The 14,865-nt window shown below is 64.1% G+C and carries 13 protein-coding genes; 4 read left to right on the forward strand and 9 right to left on the reverse strand.

Translation table 11 applies throughout. The annotated features are described in order from the left end of the window. Nucleotides 1-92: 92 nt before the first annotated feature. The gene (locus EVC45_RS15540) at nucleotides 93-851 is read right to left on the reverse strand and encodes an SDR family oxidoreductase (protein WP_129958862.1); all 759 of its coding nucleotides are present in this window, start codon (nucleotides 849-851) and stop codon (nucleotides 93-95) included. 111 nt (nucleotides 852-962) lie between these two features. Continuing rightward, nucleotides 963-2,402 carry an aldehyde dehydrogenase family protein gene (locus tag EVC45_RS15545; RefSeq protein WP_129958863.1) on the reverse strand — a complete coding sequence of 480 codons (1,440 nt, stop codon included), beginning with the start codon at nucleotides 2,400-2,402 and terminating at the stop codon, nucleotides 963-965. Between the two features lie 231 nt (nucleotides 2,403-2,633). On the opposite strand from EVC45_RS15545, the gene ppa reads away from it, so the two are divergent. Together ppa and EVC45_RS15555 are read left to right on the forward strand one after the other, a co-directional pair. Then, complete coding sequence (ppa, locus tag EVC45_RS15550; protein ID WP_129958864.1) at nucleotides 2,634-3,161, forward strand: inorganic diphosphatase; 528 nt, start codon at nucleotides 2,634-2,636, stop codon at nucleotides 3,159-3,161. Between the two features lie 295 nt (nucleotides 3,162-3,456). Beyond that, nucleotides 3,457-5,553 carry an FUSC family protein gene (locus EVC45_RS15555; protein WP_129958901.1) on the forward strand — a complete coding sequence of 699 codons (2,097 nt, stop codon included), beginning with the start codon at nucleotides 3,457-3,459 and terminating at the stop codon, nucleotides 5,551-5,553. A 6-nt stretch (nucleotides 5,554-5,559) separates the two neighbouring features. On the opposite strand, the gene EVC45_RS15560 is transcribed toward EVC45_RS15555, so the two are convergent. Both EVC45_RS15560 and EVC45_RS15565 read right to left on the reverse strand, forming a co-directional pair. Continuing rightward, entirely contained in the window at nucleotides 5,560-5,877 is a 318-nt protein-coding gene (locus EVC45_RS15560; protein WP_129958865.1) for a GIY-YIG nuclease family protein, read from the reverse strand. Between the two features lie 10 nt (nucleotides 5,878-5,887). Beyond that, a complete protein-coding gene (locus tag EVC45_RS15565; protein WP_129958866.1) occupies nucleotides 5,888-7,057 on the reverse strand; it encodes a GNAT family N-acetyltransferase in 1,170 nt (389 codons plus the stop codon). Nucleotides 7,058-7,207: 150 nt separating this feature from the next. On the opposite strand from EVC45_RS15565, the gene EVC45_RS15570 reads away from it, so the two are divergent. Together EVC45_RS15570 and glnK are read left to right on the forward strand one after the other, a co-directional pair. Next, a complete protein-coding gene (locus tag EVC45_RS15570) occupies nucleotides 7,208-8,920 on the forward strand; it encodes an NAD+ synthase (RefSeq protein WP_129958867.1) in 1,713 nt (570 codons plus the stop codon). Nucleotides 8,921-9,021: 101 nt separating this feature from the next. Next, on the forward strand, nucleotides 9,022-9,360 hold the full coding sequence (gene glnK, locus EVC45_RS15575) for a P-II family nitrogen regulator (RefSeq protein ID WP_013088783.1): 339 nt from the start codon (nucleotides 9,022-9,024) through the stop codon (nucleotides 9,358-9,360). A 184-nt stretch (nucleotides 9,361-9,544) separates the two neighbouring features. Here the strand turns inward: glnK and EVC45_RS15580 are convergent, their stop codons facing one another. The 5 genes from EVC45_RS15580 to EVC45_RS15600 all read right to left on the reverse strand — a co-directional run bounded on the left by EVC45_RS15580 (nucleotide 9,545) and on the right by EVC45_RS15600 (nucleotide 14,613). Further along, nucleotides 9,545-10,708, reverse strand: coding sequence for a porin (locus tag EVC45_RS15580; protein WP_129958868.1), 1,164 nt, complete (start codon nucleotides 10,706-10,708; stop codon nucleotides 9,545-9,547). Between the two features lie 610 nt (nucleotides 10,709-11,318). Further along, on the reverse strand, nucleotides 11,319-12,098 hold the full coding sequence (locus EVC45_RS15585; protein ID WP_129958869.1) for an ABC transporter ATP-binding protein: 780 nt from the start codon (nucleotides 12,096-12,098) through the stop codon (nucleotides 11,319-11,321). 39 nt (nucleotides 12,099-12,137) lie between these two features. Beyond that, a complete protein-coding gene (locus EVC45_RS15590; protein ID WP_008918158.1) occupies nucleotides 12,138-12,851 on the reverse strand; it encodes an ABC transporter permease in 714 nt (237 codons plus the stop codon). Further along, nucleotides 12,848-13,537, reverse strand: coding sequence for an ABC transporter permease (locus EVC45_RS15595; RefSeq protein ID WP_129958870.1), 690 nt, complete (start codon nucleotides 13,535-13,537; stop codon nucleotides 12,848-12,850). The genes EVC45_RS15590 and EVC45_RS15595 overlap by 4 nt, the downstream gene beginning before the upstream one ends. Nucleotides 13,538-13,836: 299 nt before the next feature. Then, nucleotides 13,837-14,613, reverse strand: a complete 777-nt coding sequence (locus EVC45_RS15600) for an ABC transporter substrate-binding protein (RefSeq protein ID WP_129958871.1) — start codon at nucleotides 14,611-14,613, stop codon at nucleotides 13,837-13,839. Nucleotides 14,614-14,865: the final 252 nt, after the last annotated feature.

A 14,865-nucleotide genomic window follows, 5' to 3' on the forward strand; every position in this document is an offset into this window, starting at 1 on the left:
TTCTATCCGCGCCAAAACATTTGCATGACGAATCGATATTGGGGGAAAACACTGACTGCGCACGCATCGCGTGCGCAGCGCGTGACCAACCACTACACGCAGCGTCCCCCATCCACTTCGAGGCACACGCCGGTAATGAACTCCGCCTCATCGGAAGCCAGATACAGCGCCGCATTCGCAATGTCCTGCGGCGTCGAAAATCGCCCGAGCGGTATTCCCGCCAGAAACTTCTGCCGATTCTGCGGCGTATCCTCGACCCCCATGAACTCGGACAGCAGCCCGGTCTCGCCGATCACCGGATTCACGCAATTCACGCGAATCCGCTCCGGCCCGAGCTCGACGGCGAGCGACTTGCTCGCGACGATCACCGCGCCCTTGCTGCCGTTGTACCAGACGAGCCCCGGCCGCGGCCGCACGCCCGCCGTCGACGCGATATTGATGAAGCTGCCGCCGCCTTGCTCGCGGAAATACGGCACGAACTCCTGCACGCTCCAGTAGATGCTCTTCACGTTCACCGCGTAGACGCGGTCGAACTCGGCCTCGGTCACTTCGAGCACCGGCTTGTTGCGATGCGTGGTGCCCGCGTTGTTGACGACGATCTGCACGCTGCCGAAGTCTTCCAGCGCGGCCTCGCGCAACGTGCGCCAGTCGTCGCGTTGCGCGACGTTGCCGGGTACCGCGATCGCCTTGCCGCCCGCGATCGCGATCTCGCTCGCGACGCGTTCGGCGGCCGGCCCGTTGAGGTCGTTCACCACGACGTTCGCGCCTTCGCGCGCAAAGGTCTTCGCGACACCTTCGCCGAAACCCGAACCGCCGCCCGTGACGATGGCCGTTTTACCTGTCAACCGCATGATGTCTCCGTTGTTTGTGATGGATAGAACGATGCGTTGTTGCGTGGTTGTTGCGTGTAACACGTTGCATGCGCGGCCCGCGTTGATGGCAAGCCGAGCCGGGTCCGCCAGCTAGCCGTGTTTGATCGCGATCGTCTTCAGCACCGTGAAGCCGTACAGCGCCTCGAAGCCTTTCTCGCGGCCATGCCCCGAGTGCTTGACGCCGCCGAACGGCAACTCGACGCCGCCGCCCGCGCCATAGTTGTTGATGAACACCTGGCCCGAGCGCACGCGTCGCGCGAGCCGCATCTGGCGCGCGCCATCGCGTGTCCAGATTCCGGCGACGAGCCCGAACTGCGTGCCGTTGGCGAGCGCGAGCGCTTCGGCTTCGTCGCGGAACGACATCGCGGCGAGCACCGGACCGAATACTTCGTCGCGGGCGAGGCGGTGGCTCGCGGGCACGTCGCGCAGCAACGTCGGCGCCTGATAGAAGCCGCTTTCGGGCGCTTCTGGAATCACCTCGCCGTGTGCGGCCATCGCGATACCGTCGTGCTGCGCATCCGACAGGAAGTCCCACACGCGTTGCTGCTGTTTCGCGCTGATCAGCGGTCCGCAATCGAGGTCGGCATTCGAGGGCCCGACCCGCAGCGCCTGGAATGCGCTGCTGAGCCTGTCGACGAGCGGTTCGTAAATCGCCTGCTCGATCAGCACGCGGCTGCCCGCCGAGCAGGTTTGCCCGGCGTTCTGCACGATCGCGGAGATCAGCACCGGCAGCGCGGCGTCGAGATCGGCGTCGGCGAACACGATTTGCGGCGACTTGCCGCCGAGTTCGAGCGTGACGGGGACGTGGTTTTCGGCGGCCATCTGCGTGACGAGCTTGCCGGTTTCGGGCGATCCCGTGAACGAGATGTGATCGATGCCGGGATGACGCGCGAGCGCGGCGCCCGCTTCGTGTCCGTAGCCGGTGACGATGTTCAGCGCACCGGCCGGCAGGCCGGCCTCGGCGGCGAGTTCGGCGACCCGCAGCACGGAAAGGCACGCGTCCTCGGCCGGTTTGACGACGCACGCGTTGCCGGTCGCGAGCGCCGCGCCGACGCTGCGCCCGAAGATCTGCATCGGGTAATTCCACGGCACGATGTGGCCGGTCACGCCGTGCGGCTCGCGGATCGTCAGCACCGTGTAGCCGGATTGGTAGGGCAGGGTCTCGCCGTGCAGCTTGTCGGCGGCGCCGGCGTAGAACTCGAAATAGCGGGTGAGGGCGGCGGCGTCGGCGCGCGCCTGCTTGAGCGGCTTGCCGGTGTCGCGCGCTTCGAGCCGTGCAAGGTCCTCCTGGCGCGCGGCCACCAGCAGCGACAGCCGGTACAGCACGCGGCCGCGCTCGGCGGCGCTCAGCGCGCCCCATGCGCCGTCGAACGCGCGGCGCGCCGTGCGCACGGCGGTGTCGATATCGGCCTCGGTGCCGCGCGCGATGCGCGTGAACGGCTGGCCATCCGACGGGTCGAGGACAGCGATCGATTCGCCACCGGAAGCGGCGCACCACTCGCCGCCGATGAAATGCCGTGCTTCTTCCATGCATGCTCCTTGATGACGTGCGGCCGGCGTGCAGCGGCGCGGGTTCGAAGGGGAGACACAAAACGGTAGAGACGCGAAGCGTGAGTCGCCAGACGATTATCGCGCCGATCCAACCGCGGATGCCACCTGCCGATTGGCTATAATGGCGCATTCCGCACACGGTTCGCGTCGCATCCGCAGCCCGCGCGCCGTTCGCCGCCTTCCGATTTCCATCCCCTTCAGAGAGCGCTCATGAGCTTCAATCACGTTCCCGCAGGCAAAGACCTTCCGCACGATTTCAACGTCATCATCGAAATCCCGGCGCAAAGCGACCCGGTGAAGTACGAAGCCGACAAGGACCTGGGCCTGCTCGTCGTCGACCGTTTCATCGGCACCGGCATGCGCTATCCGGCCAACTACGGCTTTATTCCGCAGACGCTGTCGGGCGACGGCGACCCGGTCGACGTGCTGGTGATCACGCCGTTCCCGCTGCTGGCCGGCTCCGTCGTGCGCGCTCGCGCGCTCGGCATGCTGCAGATGACCGATGAATCGGGCGTCGACGCGAAGCTGATCGCCGTGCCGCACGACAAGATCTGCCCGATGACGGCGAACCTGAAGTCGGTCGACGACGTGCCGGCTTACCTGAAGGACCAGATCAAGCACTTCTTCGAACAGTACAAGGCGCTGGAGAAGGGCAAGTGGGTCAAGGTCGAAGGCTGGGCCGACGTCGATGCTGCCCACAAGGAAATCAGCGAAGGCGTCGCGAACTACAAGAAGTAAGCGCGTCGCGGTTCATCCGCTCGCGGCATGCAGTACGAAAACCGCGCGAGTCCGCAAGGACCGCGCGGTTTTTTCATGCGGTTTGCGCGGGACTCGACTACCGTGCGACGAGCGTCACGATTTCCGTCTCGCATGCGGCGGCCCACGCGCATAACCTGAACGCATGACGCCGATGAACGGAACGCATTTTTATATTTAGGTGTAAACCCTTATGATTCGCCGCACGACCTTTGCGCGCGAACTGACTTCGGCACGCCCGCGCGACTCCATCAATTCAACCCAGCCCACTGTCCGGATGATGAACCGCAGCAAGTCCCACTCGACATCGCCGCGCTGGTCGACCCGGCTGCATTCGCTCGTCACCGCGATCTATCGCAAGCGGCCGGTGTGGATGGTGTCGTTCGCGGCGAGCGAGGCGAGTCTTTCGGAGGGCTTGAGGGCGGCCTGCGCGTCGACGGCGATGCTCGCGCTCGGCAACGTGCTGCACGATCCGGTGTTCGCGTGGGCCGCGATCGGCGCGTTCTGGACCTGTCTCGCCGATGCGGCCGGCTCCAACCGCGCGCGCTTCATGTCGATGCTGGGCTTCGCGCTGCTGTCGACGCTGTGTGGCGGTATCACCGCGTTCGCGTCCGCGTCCGGCACCGCGTGGGCCGCGCTCGCGGTGCTCGCGTTCACGACGCTCGGCGGGTTCGGCCGCATCTGGGGCGCGGCCACGTCGCAGGTGACGATCCTCGCGGCGACCGCCTGCGTCGTGATGGTCGACCGGCCGATGCACGACGCGCGTGCCGGTGTCGCGTTTCTCGGCGTCTATCTGATCGGCTGCCTGTTCGCGATCGTGCTGAGCCTGTCCGTGTGGCGCATTCATCCGTTCGGCGCGAGCCGCGCGTCGTTGCGCGCGGTGTATCTGCGCCTCGCCGATGTCGCGTTCGATAGCGCGCGGCTCGTCGGCGCGCGTGCCGCGCCGCGCGAATGGGCCGCGCATGCGGCGCGCTTTCGCGCCGACGCGCGCGCGTCGCTCGAACGTTCGCGCGATGCGCTCGCGAGCGTGCCCGCATCGAAAGCGGGCGGCGCGGCCGTCTACGACACGTTGCTCGGCTTGCTGACCGATGGCGAAGCGTTGTTCGCATATCTGATCGCGGTGTCGGGCGCGGGCGAGAAAATGCCCGACGATCCGCGTCGCACCCAACGCGCGGTGCGCTCGCTCAATGCGATCGGCGAAGTGCTCGGCGACATCGGCAGCGCGACCGGCGACGCGCGCTGGGAACGCCTCGCGCACCCGCAGGCGCGGCTGCGGCGTCTCGCGCATCGGCTCGAAGGCGGGCTGCTCGAACCGGTGAAGCTGCAATCCGGTTTCGAGCTCGTCGATTTCGCGCCGCGTGAGGTGCACGTCGAGTCGTGGGGCGCGTGCGTCGCGCGATATACGGCGCACGCGTGGTCGACGCTGAAGGCGAACCTGTCGTGGCAGTCGGTCGGCTTGCGCCATGCGGCGCGCGTCGGCGTGACGACGACGGCAGGCTTTCTGCTGATCCGCGCGTTCGGTCTGCCGTTCGGCTACTGGGCCACGATGGCGACGCTGCTGATCCTGCAGCCGTCGATCGCGGCGACATGGCCGCGCAGCATCGAGCGCGCGGCGGGCAGCATCGTCGGCGGCGTGCTCGCGGCGGCGATCGGCTATGCGATTCATTCGCCGCTCGGTATCTCGCTCGCGGTGTTCCCGCTGGTGATGGCGACGATGGCGCTGCGCCCCGTCAGCTACAGCCTGTTCGTGCTGTTCCTGACGCCGGCCTTCGTGCTGGTCGCCGACTTCGCGACGCCGGGCGCCAACGAGTTGGCGTTCGCGCTGACGCGGCTCGGCAACAACGTGCTCGGCTGCGTGCTCGCGCTGCTCGCGACCTTCCTGCTATGGCCGACGCGCGAGAAGCTCGACCTGCGTGTCTATCTCGGCGACGCGGTACGCGCGAATCTCGCGTATCTGCGCGCGTCGCTCGACGCGCCGCGGCACAGCGGCCACCAGATCGAGCAATTGCGCCGCGCGGCGGGTCTCACCAGCAACAACGCGGAGGAAGCGATCGGCCGTGTGCGGCTCGAAAAGCTCGAAGACTCGATGGCCGATACGGTCACGCTGACCGTGCTGAGCCTGCTGCGCAGGATGGCCGGCACGGCGACGCAGTTGCGTCTCAGCGCGAACCGTCGCGACATGCATGGCGAACTCGGCGAGTGGGTCGCGGCGATGAGCGCGGCGATCGAGGCCGCATTGAACCGCACGTTACGGCCGGTCCGGCTCGAGTTGCCCGCGCGCGAGCGCTTGACGTCGCTGGAAGCGGATGTGGTGGGGGAGCTCGCGCGCGTGCATCGGCTGTTGACGGAGCGGATGCGCGAGGCGAGGGGTTAGCGCGGCTCAGCCGTCGGCGCTATCGCCGTCTTGCGCGTCTTCATTCACAGCCACCGCCGGCAACACCGACTGCAGCGTGAACAACCCGGCCGCCAGCGCCCGCTTGTCGGCCGCCGTGAGCCGCTTGACCCAATACTCGGCGCTCGACGCGCTCGAGCGGTCCGCCAGCTCGAACGACGCGAGCACCCGCACCGGCTTGCGCGAGCGTGTATAACGCGCGCCCGTGCCGCTCACGTGCTTGTCGAAGCGCGCGGCGACATCGGTCGCGATACCGGTATAGACGCTGCCGTCCGAGCATTCGAGCAGATAGAGAAACCACGCCATAGCCGCGCTTCTAGCCTTTGAACGGATTGTGTTCGCGCAGCTCGTCCACGTACGCGTGGATGCTGTTCTTTTCGTTGTCGAGGAAATGGCCGACCGCATCGGCGAAGGCAGGATGCGCGAGCCAATGCGTCGAGCGCGTGGCCGTCGGCAGAAAGCCGCGCGCCATCTTGTGCTCGCCCTGTGCGCCGCCTTCGAATGCGCCGAGCTTTTCTTCGATGCAGAATTCGAGCGGCTGATAGTACGCGGTTTCGAAGTGCAGACACGGCACGTGTTCGAGCGCGCCCCAGTAGCGGCCATACAAGGTGCCGCCGGTCGTGTCGTCGCGCTGATAGACGACGAGCGAACTCGCGATCGGCTTGCCCTCGTATTCGGCGATGACGAGCAGCAGATTCTCAGGCATCGACGCGCCGATCATCCGGAAGAAATCGAGGTTCAGATACGGACTCGAAAAATGCTCGCGATAGGTTTGCCGATAGCACTTGCTGAAGAAGCGCCAGTCGGCATCCTTGATGTCCGCGCCGCGGATGCGCCGCATCGTGATGCCGGCGTCGCGGACCTTGCGACGTTCGGCGCGGATGTTTTTGCGCTTCTTCTGTTCGAGCGTCGACAGAAAGTCTTCGAAGTCGCGATAGCCGTCGTTGAGCCAGTGAAACTGCACGCCTTCGCGTTGCATCATGCCGATATCGGTGAGCGCGTCCGCTTCGCCTTGCGTTGGAAACAGCACATGCAGCGACGACACCTCGGCCTGCTCGGCGAACGCCATCAAGGTGGCCGCGAGATGGCGCAGCGCGTGCGCGTTCGCCGACAGCAGGCGGTTGCCCTGCACCGGCGTGAACGGCACCGCGCACAGCAGCTTCGGGTAGTAGGGCAGACCGTTGCGCTTGTACGCGTCGGCCCAGGCCCAGTCGAACACGTACTCGCCGTACGAGTGGCCCTTCAGATAGACGGGCGCCGCCGCGGCGAGCTTGCCCGTGCGTGCATCGGTCAGCGTGACGAATTGCGGCGCCCAGCCGGTGTCGGCGACCGCGCAGTGGGTCGCGTCGAGCGCGCTCAGAAACTCGTGCCGCAAAAACGGCGTGGGCTGCGGCTGCGCGGCGAGAAGGGCGTTCCACTCGGCGGCGTCCACCTCGGAGGGCGATGCCAGAATGCCCGTGCGATAATCGATACGTTGCTGGTTCAATCTGAGTGACTGTTTGCAATGACCGGCGCGGCGCTGTGAAGCTGAAGCTGCCACGTCGTTCGTTGAGTTCGTTTATCCGGTTTGTTCAATTCCGTCGAGCCATCGAGCCGCGGTACCGCGAGCCGTGAAGGCTTGCCTGTCGATCCTGCCATGAAGACCCGAATCGCTCTTGCTCAAATCAATGTCACCGTCGGCGACTTCGCCGGCAACGTCGCGAAGATCGTCGCCGCCGCGCGCGCCGCGCACAGCGACGGTGCGAAGCTGCTGGTCGCGCCTGAACTCGCGCTGTCGGGTTATCCGCCCGAAGACCTGCTGCTGCGCCCCGCGTTCTACACCGCGAGCGCGGCCGCGTTGGCCGATCTCGCCGCGCAACTGAAACCGCTCACCGGGCTGCACGTGATCGTCGGTCATCCGCTGCGCGACGGCTCGGACAATCTCGTGCACAACGCGGCGAACGGCCATGGTAATGCAAACGCGCCGATCGAGCGCGGCGTGCCGCCGATCGATACGTTCAACGCGGCGTCGCTGATCGTCGACGGTGAAGTGAAGGGCACCTATCGCAAGCAGGATCTGCCGAATACCGAGGTGTTCGACGAGAAGCGCTACTTCGCAGCCGATCCGCAGCCGTTCGTGTTCGAACTCGACGGGCTCAAGTACGGCGTCGTGATCTGCGAAGACGCGTGGCACGCGTCGGCCGCGCAGATGGCGAAGGCCGCGGGCGCGCAGGTGCTGCTGATTCCGAACGGCTCGCCGTATCACCTGAACAAGGAAGCGGTGCGCTTCGACATCCTGCGCGCGCGCATTCGCGAGACCGGTATGCCGATGGTCTACGTGAACATGGTCGGCGGCCAGGACGAACTCGTGTTCGACGGCGGCTCGTTCGTGCTCGACGCGCAGGGCGAACTGGTCGCGAAGCTCGCGCAGTTCGAGGAAACCACGGCGATCGTCGAGTTCGACGGCGCCACGCCGCTGCCGGCCGCGCTCGCGCCGGAGCAATCGATCGAAGCGCAGGTGTACGCGGCGCTCGTGATGGGGGTGCGCGACTACATCGGCAAGAACGGTTTTCCGGGCGCGCTGATCGGTCTGTCGGGCGGGGTAGATTCAGCGCTCGTGCTCGCCGTTGCGTGCGACGCGCTCGGTGCCGACAAGGTCCGCGCGGTGATGATGCCGTCGCGCTACACGGCCGACATTTCCACCACCGATGCCGCCGAGATGGCGCGCCGGGTCGGCGTGCGCTACGACGAGATCGCGATCGCGCCGATGTTCGACGCGTTTCGCGGCTCGCTCGCCGAAGAGTTCGCGGGCCGCGCCGAAGACGCGACCGAAGAGAACATTCAGGCGCGTATCCGCGGCACGCTGCTGATGGCACTGTCGAACAAGTTTGGCTCGATCGTGCTGACCACCGGCAACAAGAGCGAGATGGCGGTCGGCTATTGCACGCTATACGGCGACATGGCCGGCGGCTTCGCGGTGATCAAGGACATCGCGAAGACGCTCGTGTACCGGCTGTGCCGCTATCGCAACGCGGCCACTACATTCGCGACGCGCGACGTGATTCCCGAGCGGATTCTGACGCGCGCGCCATCGGCTGAGCTGCGCGAGAACCAGACCGACCAGGACAGCCTACCCGAATACGAAGTACTCGACGCGATCATGCGCATGTACATGGAAGAGGATCGTTCGCTCGCGGAGATCATCGCGGCGGGCTATCGGGTCGACGACGTGAAGCGTGTCACGCGCCTGATCAAGATCAACGAATACAAGCGCCGTCAGGCGCCGATCGGCATTCGCGTCACGCATCGTGCGTTCGGCCGCGACTGGCGTTATCCGATCACGTCGCGCTACACCGAGCCGGTGGAGTGAAAGACGACGCCCGCGCGCGGATGCCGCAATGCATCCGGCGCGGCGTAGAATAAAAATCATCCATTCCCTTCCACTCTTCCCATCAAGAGACGAGGTTCGCCATGAAGCGCATCACCGCAGTCATCAAACCGTTCAAACTCGACGAAGTGCGCGAGGCGCTCGCGGAAGTCGGCCTCACGGGCCTGACCGTTACCGAGGTCAAGGGTTTCGGCCGCCAGAAAGGGCATACCGAGCTCTATCGCGGTGCGGAGTACGTGGTCGACTTTCTGCCGAAAGTGAAGATCGAAGTCGTGGTCGCGGACAGCCAGTGCGATCAGGTCATCGACGCGATCATCGGCGCGGCGCGCACCGGCAAGATCGGTGACGGCAAGATCTTCGTGGCGGATGTCGAGCGCGTGATCCGTATTCGTACCGGCGAAGAGAACGAAGCAGCCGTATAAGCTGCGCAAGCACGCACCGGCCCGGTGCGCGCAACCACTCAAAAGCGCGCGCCAAAGAAAAAACGGTGCAATACCCTTGCGGATATTGCACCGATACGCGCCTCTCGCAGCAGCGTGAAAAAGATTCTCTTGGAGAATTCTGTGTTACGCCCCGAGGGCACGGCCCTCGGGGTGCACCGCCCGATTAGAACGAGTGCTGGATACCTGCGTACACGCCGCTTTGCTGGCGGCCTTGCAGCGGGTTGTCCGTTGCGGCAGCGAAGCCCGCATTGTTCGCATTCAGGCCGAAGTTCGCATTGCGGCTGTTGCGCACCGTTGCTGCCTGCAGGTCGACCAGCGTGCGCTTCGACAGGTTGTACGAACCGCCAACCGTGTAGATCGTCGCATTCCCCGCGCCGTTGTTGCCGTTCACGTGGTAGACCGCCGCGATCAGCGCTGCAGCCGGCGTTGCCTGCCACGTCACACCGCCCCATTCGTGATCCAGCGTGGTGGGCTGACCATATGCAACGCCCGTCGCACTTGCCGAACGGATTGCCTGGTAAGCGGCCTGAATCTTGAACTGGCCGAGGAACACGTTCAGCAGAGCCGAGTACTCGCGCGATGCCGCGAACACGCCGTTGCCCGTGTTAGCCGAATTGATGCCGTTGTTGGCGACGTTGCCACCCCACAACTGGCCGTTCAGCGGGTTGCGGATTTCGTCGTAGATACCACGGACCTGGAACAGCGAGCTCGTGTAGGTGACCTGCGCGCCAGCTTCGCGACCTTGTGCGGTCGTGCCGTTGCCGTTCCAGTTCGTCGCATTCGACAGCGCGTATTGACCGTAGAAGTCAAAGCCTGCGATCTTCGGCGACTGGTACGCGAAGTTGTTGCTCGACTGCGGCCAGTTGCGGCCACGCACGAGCGATGCCGACGACCAGTCCGACTGACCGAACGGGTCGAAGTCCCACACGCCGTTCGAGATGAACAGCATGCGGCCCATCGTGAACGTACCGTACTGGTTGTTCGACACACCGACCGTTGCCCAGCGATTGAAGAGGCCGCCGCCGCCAGGACCCGCGCCCGTCATCGTGTTGAACGAGCCTTCCAACTGGAACAGAATCTTGTTGCCAGCGCCGATGTCCTCGACACCCTTCATGCCCCACAGGCTGGTGCCCCAGTCGCCGCTTTCCGCCTTGAAGCGGTTCGAGCTGGAGTTGGCCGCGCCGTTGGCGTTAGTGCTGCCCGGGCTCGGAACACCCGACATGTACTCGAGACCTGCATCCAAACGACCATACAGCGTGACGCTGCTCTGAGCGTGTGCAACAACGCCGGCCGACATCAGCGCCGCGGCGAGCAAAGCTTTCTTCATCTTCTCCTCCATACCCTGTCAAAAAAAGAAACCCAGTACTGCGAGTGGTGTTCGGACGCGATCAGCACCGAACAGAAAGCGGTACCAGGGGAGAGTGGCGGGTAGGTCTCCTGCCGTGACATGTAGCGTCGAGCTATCTTTGCGTCACGCCGATCCCCACGTCGACCGGTTCTCCTCTGTGTTTTGAAGTGAAACTACTTTTAATCAACTTTGTTTTGCTACTTTGGTTACCAATTTATCAAAAATAACTTTAGCTGGGAGAAGAAATTGGTACCGCCCACAGGTGGTGTCGCCAAATTGCAATACGAATGTGGGCCCGGACCCCGGGCAGTGCCCCGGGAAAACGCGCAACGCCTTGCCTGGCAAGGGAATCGCGGCTCGGGAGGGGTCGTATTAAGGATTGCCACTATTGACGAGGCAAAAGTGGCAGGGTAAGGCGAAAACAAGGCCTGAATGGCCCGTTTTGTGGGATTTTCGGCGCTTTTTCGTGGTTGGAATGGCCGGACGGACGAAGGCGGCAAAAACGAAAAAGGCGCTCGTAAGCGCCTTGTAAAACTACATCGACTACATTTTCGATGCCATTCGCATCATAAATGGCAGGTAATTTTTATTACTTAAGACTGCCCGACAGGAATTGCTTCAGACGTTCACTCTTCGTGTTCCTGAACACTTCGTCGGGATGGCCTTCTTCCTCGACGCGGCCCTGGTGCAGGAACATCACGTGATTCGATACGTTTCGCGCGAAGCCCATTTCGTGCGTGACGACGATCATCGTGCGGCCTTCCTCGGCGAGCTTCTGCATCACCTTCAGCACTTCGCCGACGAGTTCCGGGTCGAGCGCGGAGGTCGGTTCGTCGAACAGCATCACGTCGGGGTGCATCGCCAGCGCCCGCGCGATCGCGACGCGCTGCTGCTGGCCGCCCGACAGATGCGACGGATACTGCTTCTCGAGACGCGGCGCGAGGCCGACCTTTTCCAGATATTCGCGTGCCCGATCCTCGGCTTCCTTGCGCTTCAGACCGAGCACATGCACCGGCGCCTCGATGATGTTCTCGAGCACGTTCATGTGCGACCACAGGTTGAAGTGCTGGAACACCATCGACAGCTTCGTGCGCACACGCTGCAACTGCTTCGGGTCCGACACGCGCAACGCGCCGTCCTTGGCGGTCTGCGTGCGCACTTCCTCGCCGTCGACGACAATGCGCCCGGCGTTCGGCTGTTCGAGAAAGTTGATGCAGCGGAGCATCGTGCTCTTGCCCGAACCGGACGAACCGATCACGCTGATCACGTCGCCGGCATTGGCTTTCAGCGACACGCCCTTGAGGACTTCGTTGTCGCCGTACTTTTTGTGAAGCTCGTCGACGAAGAGCTTCTGCTTCTTGGAGTTCATCAGGATCCTTAACGAGCTTGCCAGTCTATGACCGCGCAGTTACTTGCCTTGCGGCCGCAGATAAGCGAGCCAGCGACGCTCGGCGCGGCGGAACAGCCACACGAGCGCGAAAGAAATACACAGATACAGCAGCGCGGCGATGCCGAACGCGTTGAACGACTGATACGTCGCCGAGTTCACGTCGCGCGCGATCTTCAGGATGTCCGGCACCGTGGCCGTGAACGCGACCGTGGTCGCGTGCAGCATCAGGATCACTTCATTGCTGTAGTAGGGCAGTGCGCGGCGCAGCGCCGACGGCAGAATCACGCGCCGGTACAGCGTGAACGACGACATGCCGTACGCGCGCGCCGCTTCGATCTCGCCGTAGGGCGTCGCCTTGATCGCGCCCGCGAAAATCTCGGTGGTGTACGCGCAGGTGTTCAGCGTGAACGCGAGCAGCGTGCAATGCATGCCGTCGCGGAAGAACGCGTTGGTCAGCTCGTTGTTACGGATGATCTCGAGGCTATACAGACCCGTGTAGCACAGCAGCAGCTGCACGTAGAGCGGCGTGCCGCGGAAGATATATGTATACAGCCACACGAGGCCCGCGAGCCATTTCTTCTTCGACACGCGCGCAACCGCGAGCGGCACCGACAGACAGAAGCCCAGCCCGATCGACACGACCAGCAGCCACAACGTGATCGCGACACCGGTGAAGCGATAGCCGTCGCTGAACAGATAGTTGCGCCAGTATTGCTGAATGATCTCGATCATAGGTCCGCCTTTCGCACGCCGGTCGAGTAACGCTTTTCGAGGTACATCAGCACGAAGTTGGACACTGTGGTGATGACGAGATAGATCGCCCCTGCGAGCAGGGTGAAGAAGAAGAACCGCAGCGTGCCCTTGCCGGCGTCCTGCGAGGCCTTGACGACGTCGGCGAGACCGATGATCGACACGAGCGCGGTCGCCTTGACCATCACCTGCCAGTTATTGCCGATGCCCGGCAGCGCGAAGCGCATCATCTGCGGGAACATCACGCGTGAGAACACCTGCCAGCCCGTCATGCCGTAAGCCGCGCCCGCTTCGAGCTGGCCGCGGGGCACCGCAAGGAACGCGCCGCGGAACGTCTCGGTGAAGTACGCGCCGTAGATGAAGCCGAGCACCGCGACGCCGGCCACGAACGGGTCGATGTCGATCTGGTCCCAGCCCATCGCGTCGGTCAGGTTGTTCAGCCAGATCTGGATGCTATAGAACAGCAGCAGCATCAGCACGAGATCGGGCACCCCGCGCACGAGCGTCGTATACACCGTGCCGACGCCGTTCGACAGGCGGTTCTTCGACAATTTCGCCGCCGCGCCGAGCAGGCCCAGCACGAACGCGAGCGCGAGCGAGAACACCGCCAGCTTGACGGTTTGCCAGGTGCCGCTGAGAAGCAGCGGGCCGTAGCCTTGAAGGAACATAGGAAGTCCTCGACGATGCGCTTCTCGCGCACCGCGAAAGACGCGGCCTGCGATGCGCCGCGTCGGGGACGAGCGCCTGGCTCGCCTTGATTCGCGGCGCACAGCGTGCCGCTGTGCAAATCATGCTGCAGAAACGTTGGGGCTCCTGCAGCGCGCTTTTGGGACTTTCGTCTCGGATTGTTTTTGAATCTACTGCCGGGCGTTTCCACCCTCGCTGCCTCTTTCACTGCCACTGCTAGTGCTACTGCTACTGCCGCCGGTCTGCGCCGGCTTGCTATTCAGTATCCTGCCTGTTTCGCTCAACGGCCAGGATAAATGTCGAAATCGAAGTATTGCTTTTCTAGCTTTTTGAACGTGCCGTCCTGATGAACCTCGGCGAGCGCCTGATTGAACTTCGCCTTCAGATCGGCATCGCCCTTGCGCAGACCGATCGCGGTGCCTTCGCCGATCGTCCGCGGATCCTTCACTTCCGGACCGGCCCAGGCGAAACCCTTGCCGCGCGGCGCCTTCAGAAAGCCGGCGTCGGCCTGAACTTCGTCCTGCAGCGCCGCGTCGAGGCGACCCGACGCGAGATCCGCGTACACCTCGTCCTGATTCTGGTACGACACGACGATCACGCCCTTCGGCTCCCACCAGGCCTTCGCATACTGTTCCTGCGTCGAACCCTGTTCGACGCCGACGTGCTTGCCCTTCAGCGATTGAGGGGTAGGCAGGAGCGGCGAACCGGTTTTCGCGATCATGCGGGCGGGCGCGTCGAACATCTTGTCGGAGAAGTCGATCTGCTCGCGGCGCTTGTCGGTGACACTCAGCGAGGAGATGATCGCGTCGAACTTGCGTGCTTTCAGCGCCGGAATGATGCCATCGAGATCCTGCGCGACCCACACGCACTTCACGTTCATCTTCGCGCACAGCGCGCGGGTCAGGTCGGCATCGAAACCGACGATGCTGCCGTCAGGCGCCTTCGATTCAAACGGCGGATAACTGGCGTCGACCCCGATGCGCACCGTTTTCCATTCTTTCGCCAGCGCGCCGGTGGCCATGACTGCCAGAGCCACGCACAGTGCGAACTTCTTCATGTTTCTCCTGAATCAAACTGATCGTCGTGATGACTCGACTCGACGAGCACCGGCCGAGGGCCGACGGTCGCTATTCTAGGCGGTCAAAATTGCCGTGCCGCTGGGATTGTCGCCGCGCTCTGGTCGTCCTTGCGCGGGCGACTCGTTCGGCGTGGCGCGCTGGTCCGGGGCGTCCGTCGCCGGTCGGGCGCGCCTCGCACGGGGGCGACCCCGGGACGAAGCCCATAGCACACCGGCTTCGGCAAGCCCGGC

It is taken from the genome of Paraburkholderia sp. UYCP14C, from assembly GCF_004197395.1.
Classification (GTDB): Bacteria; Pseudomonadota; Gammaproteobacteria; order Burkholderiales; family Burkholderiaceae; genus Paraburkholderia.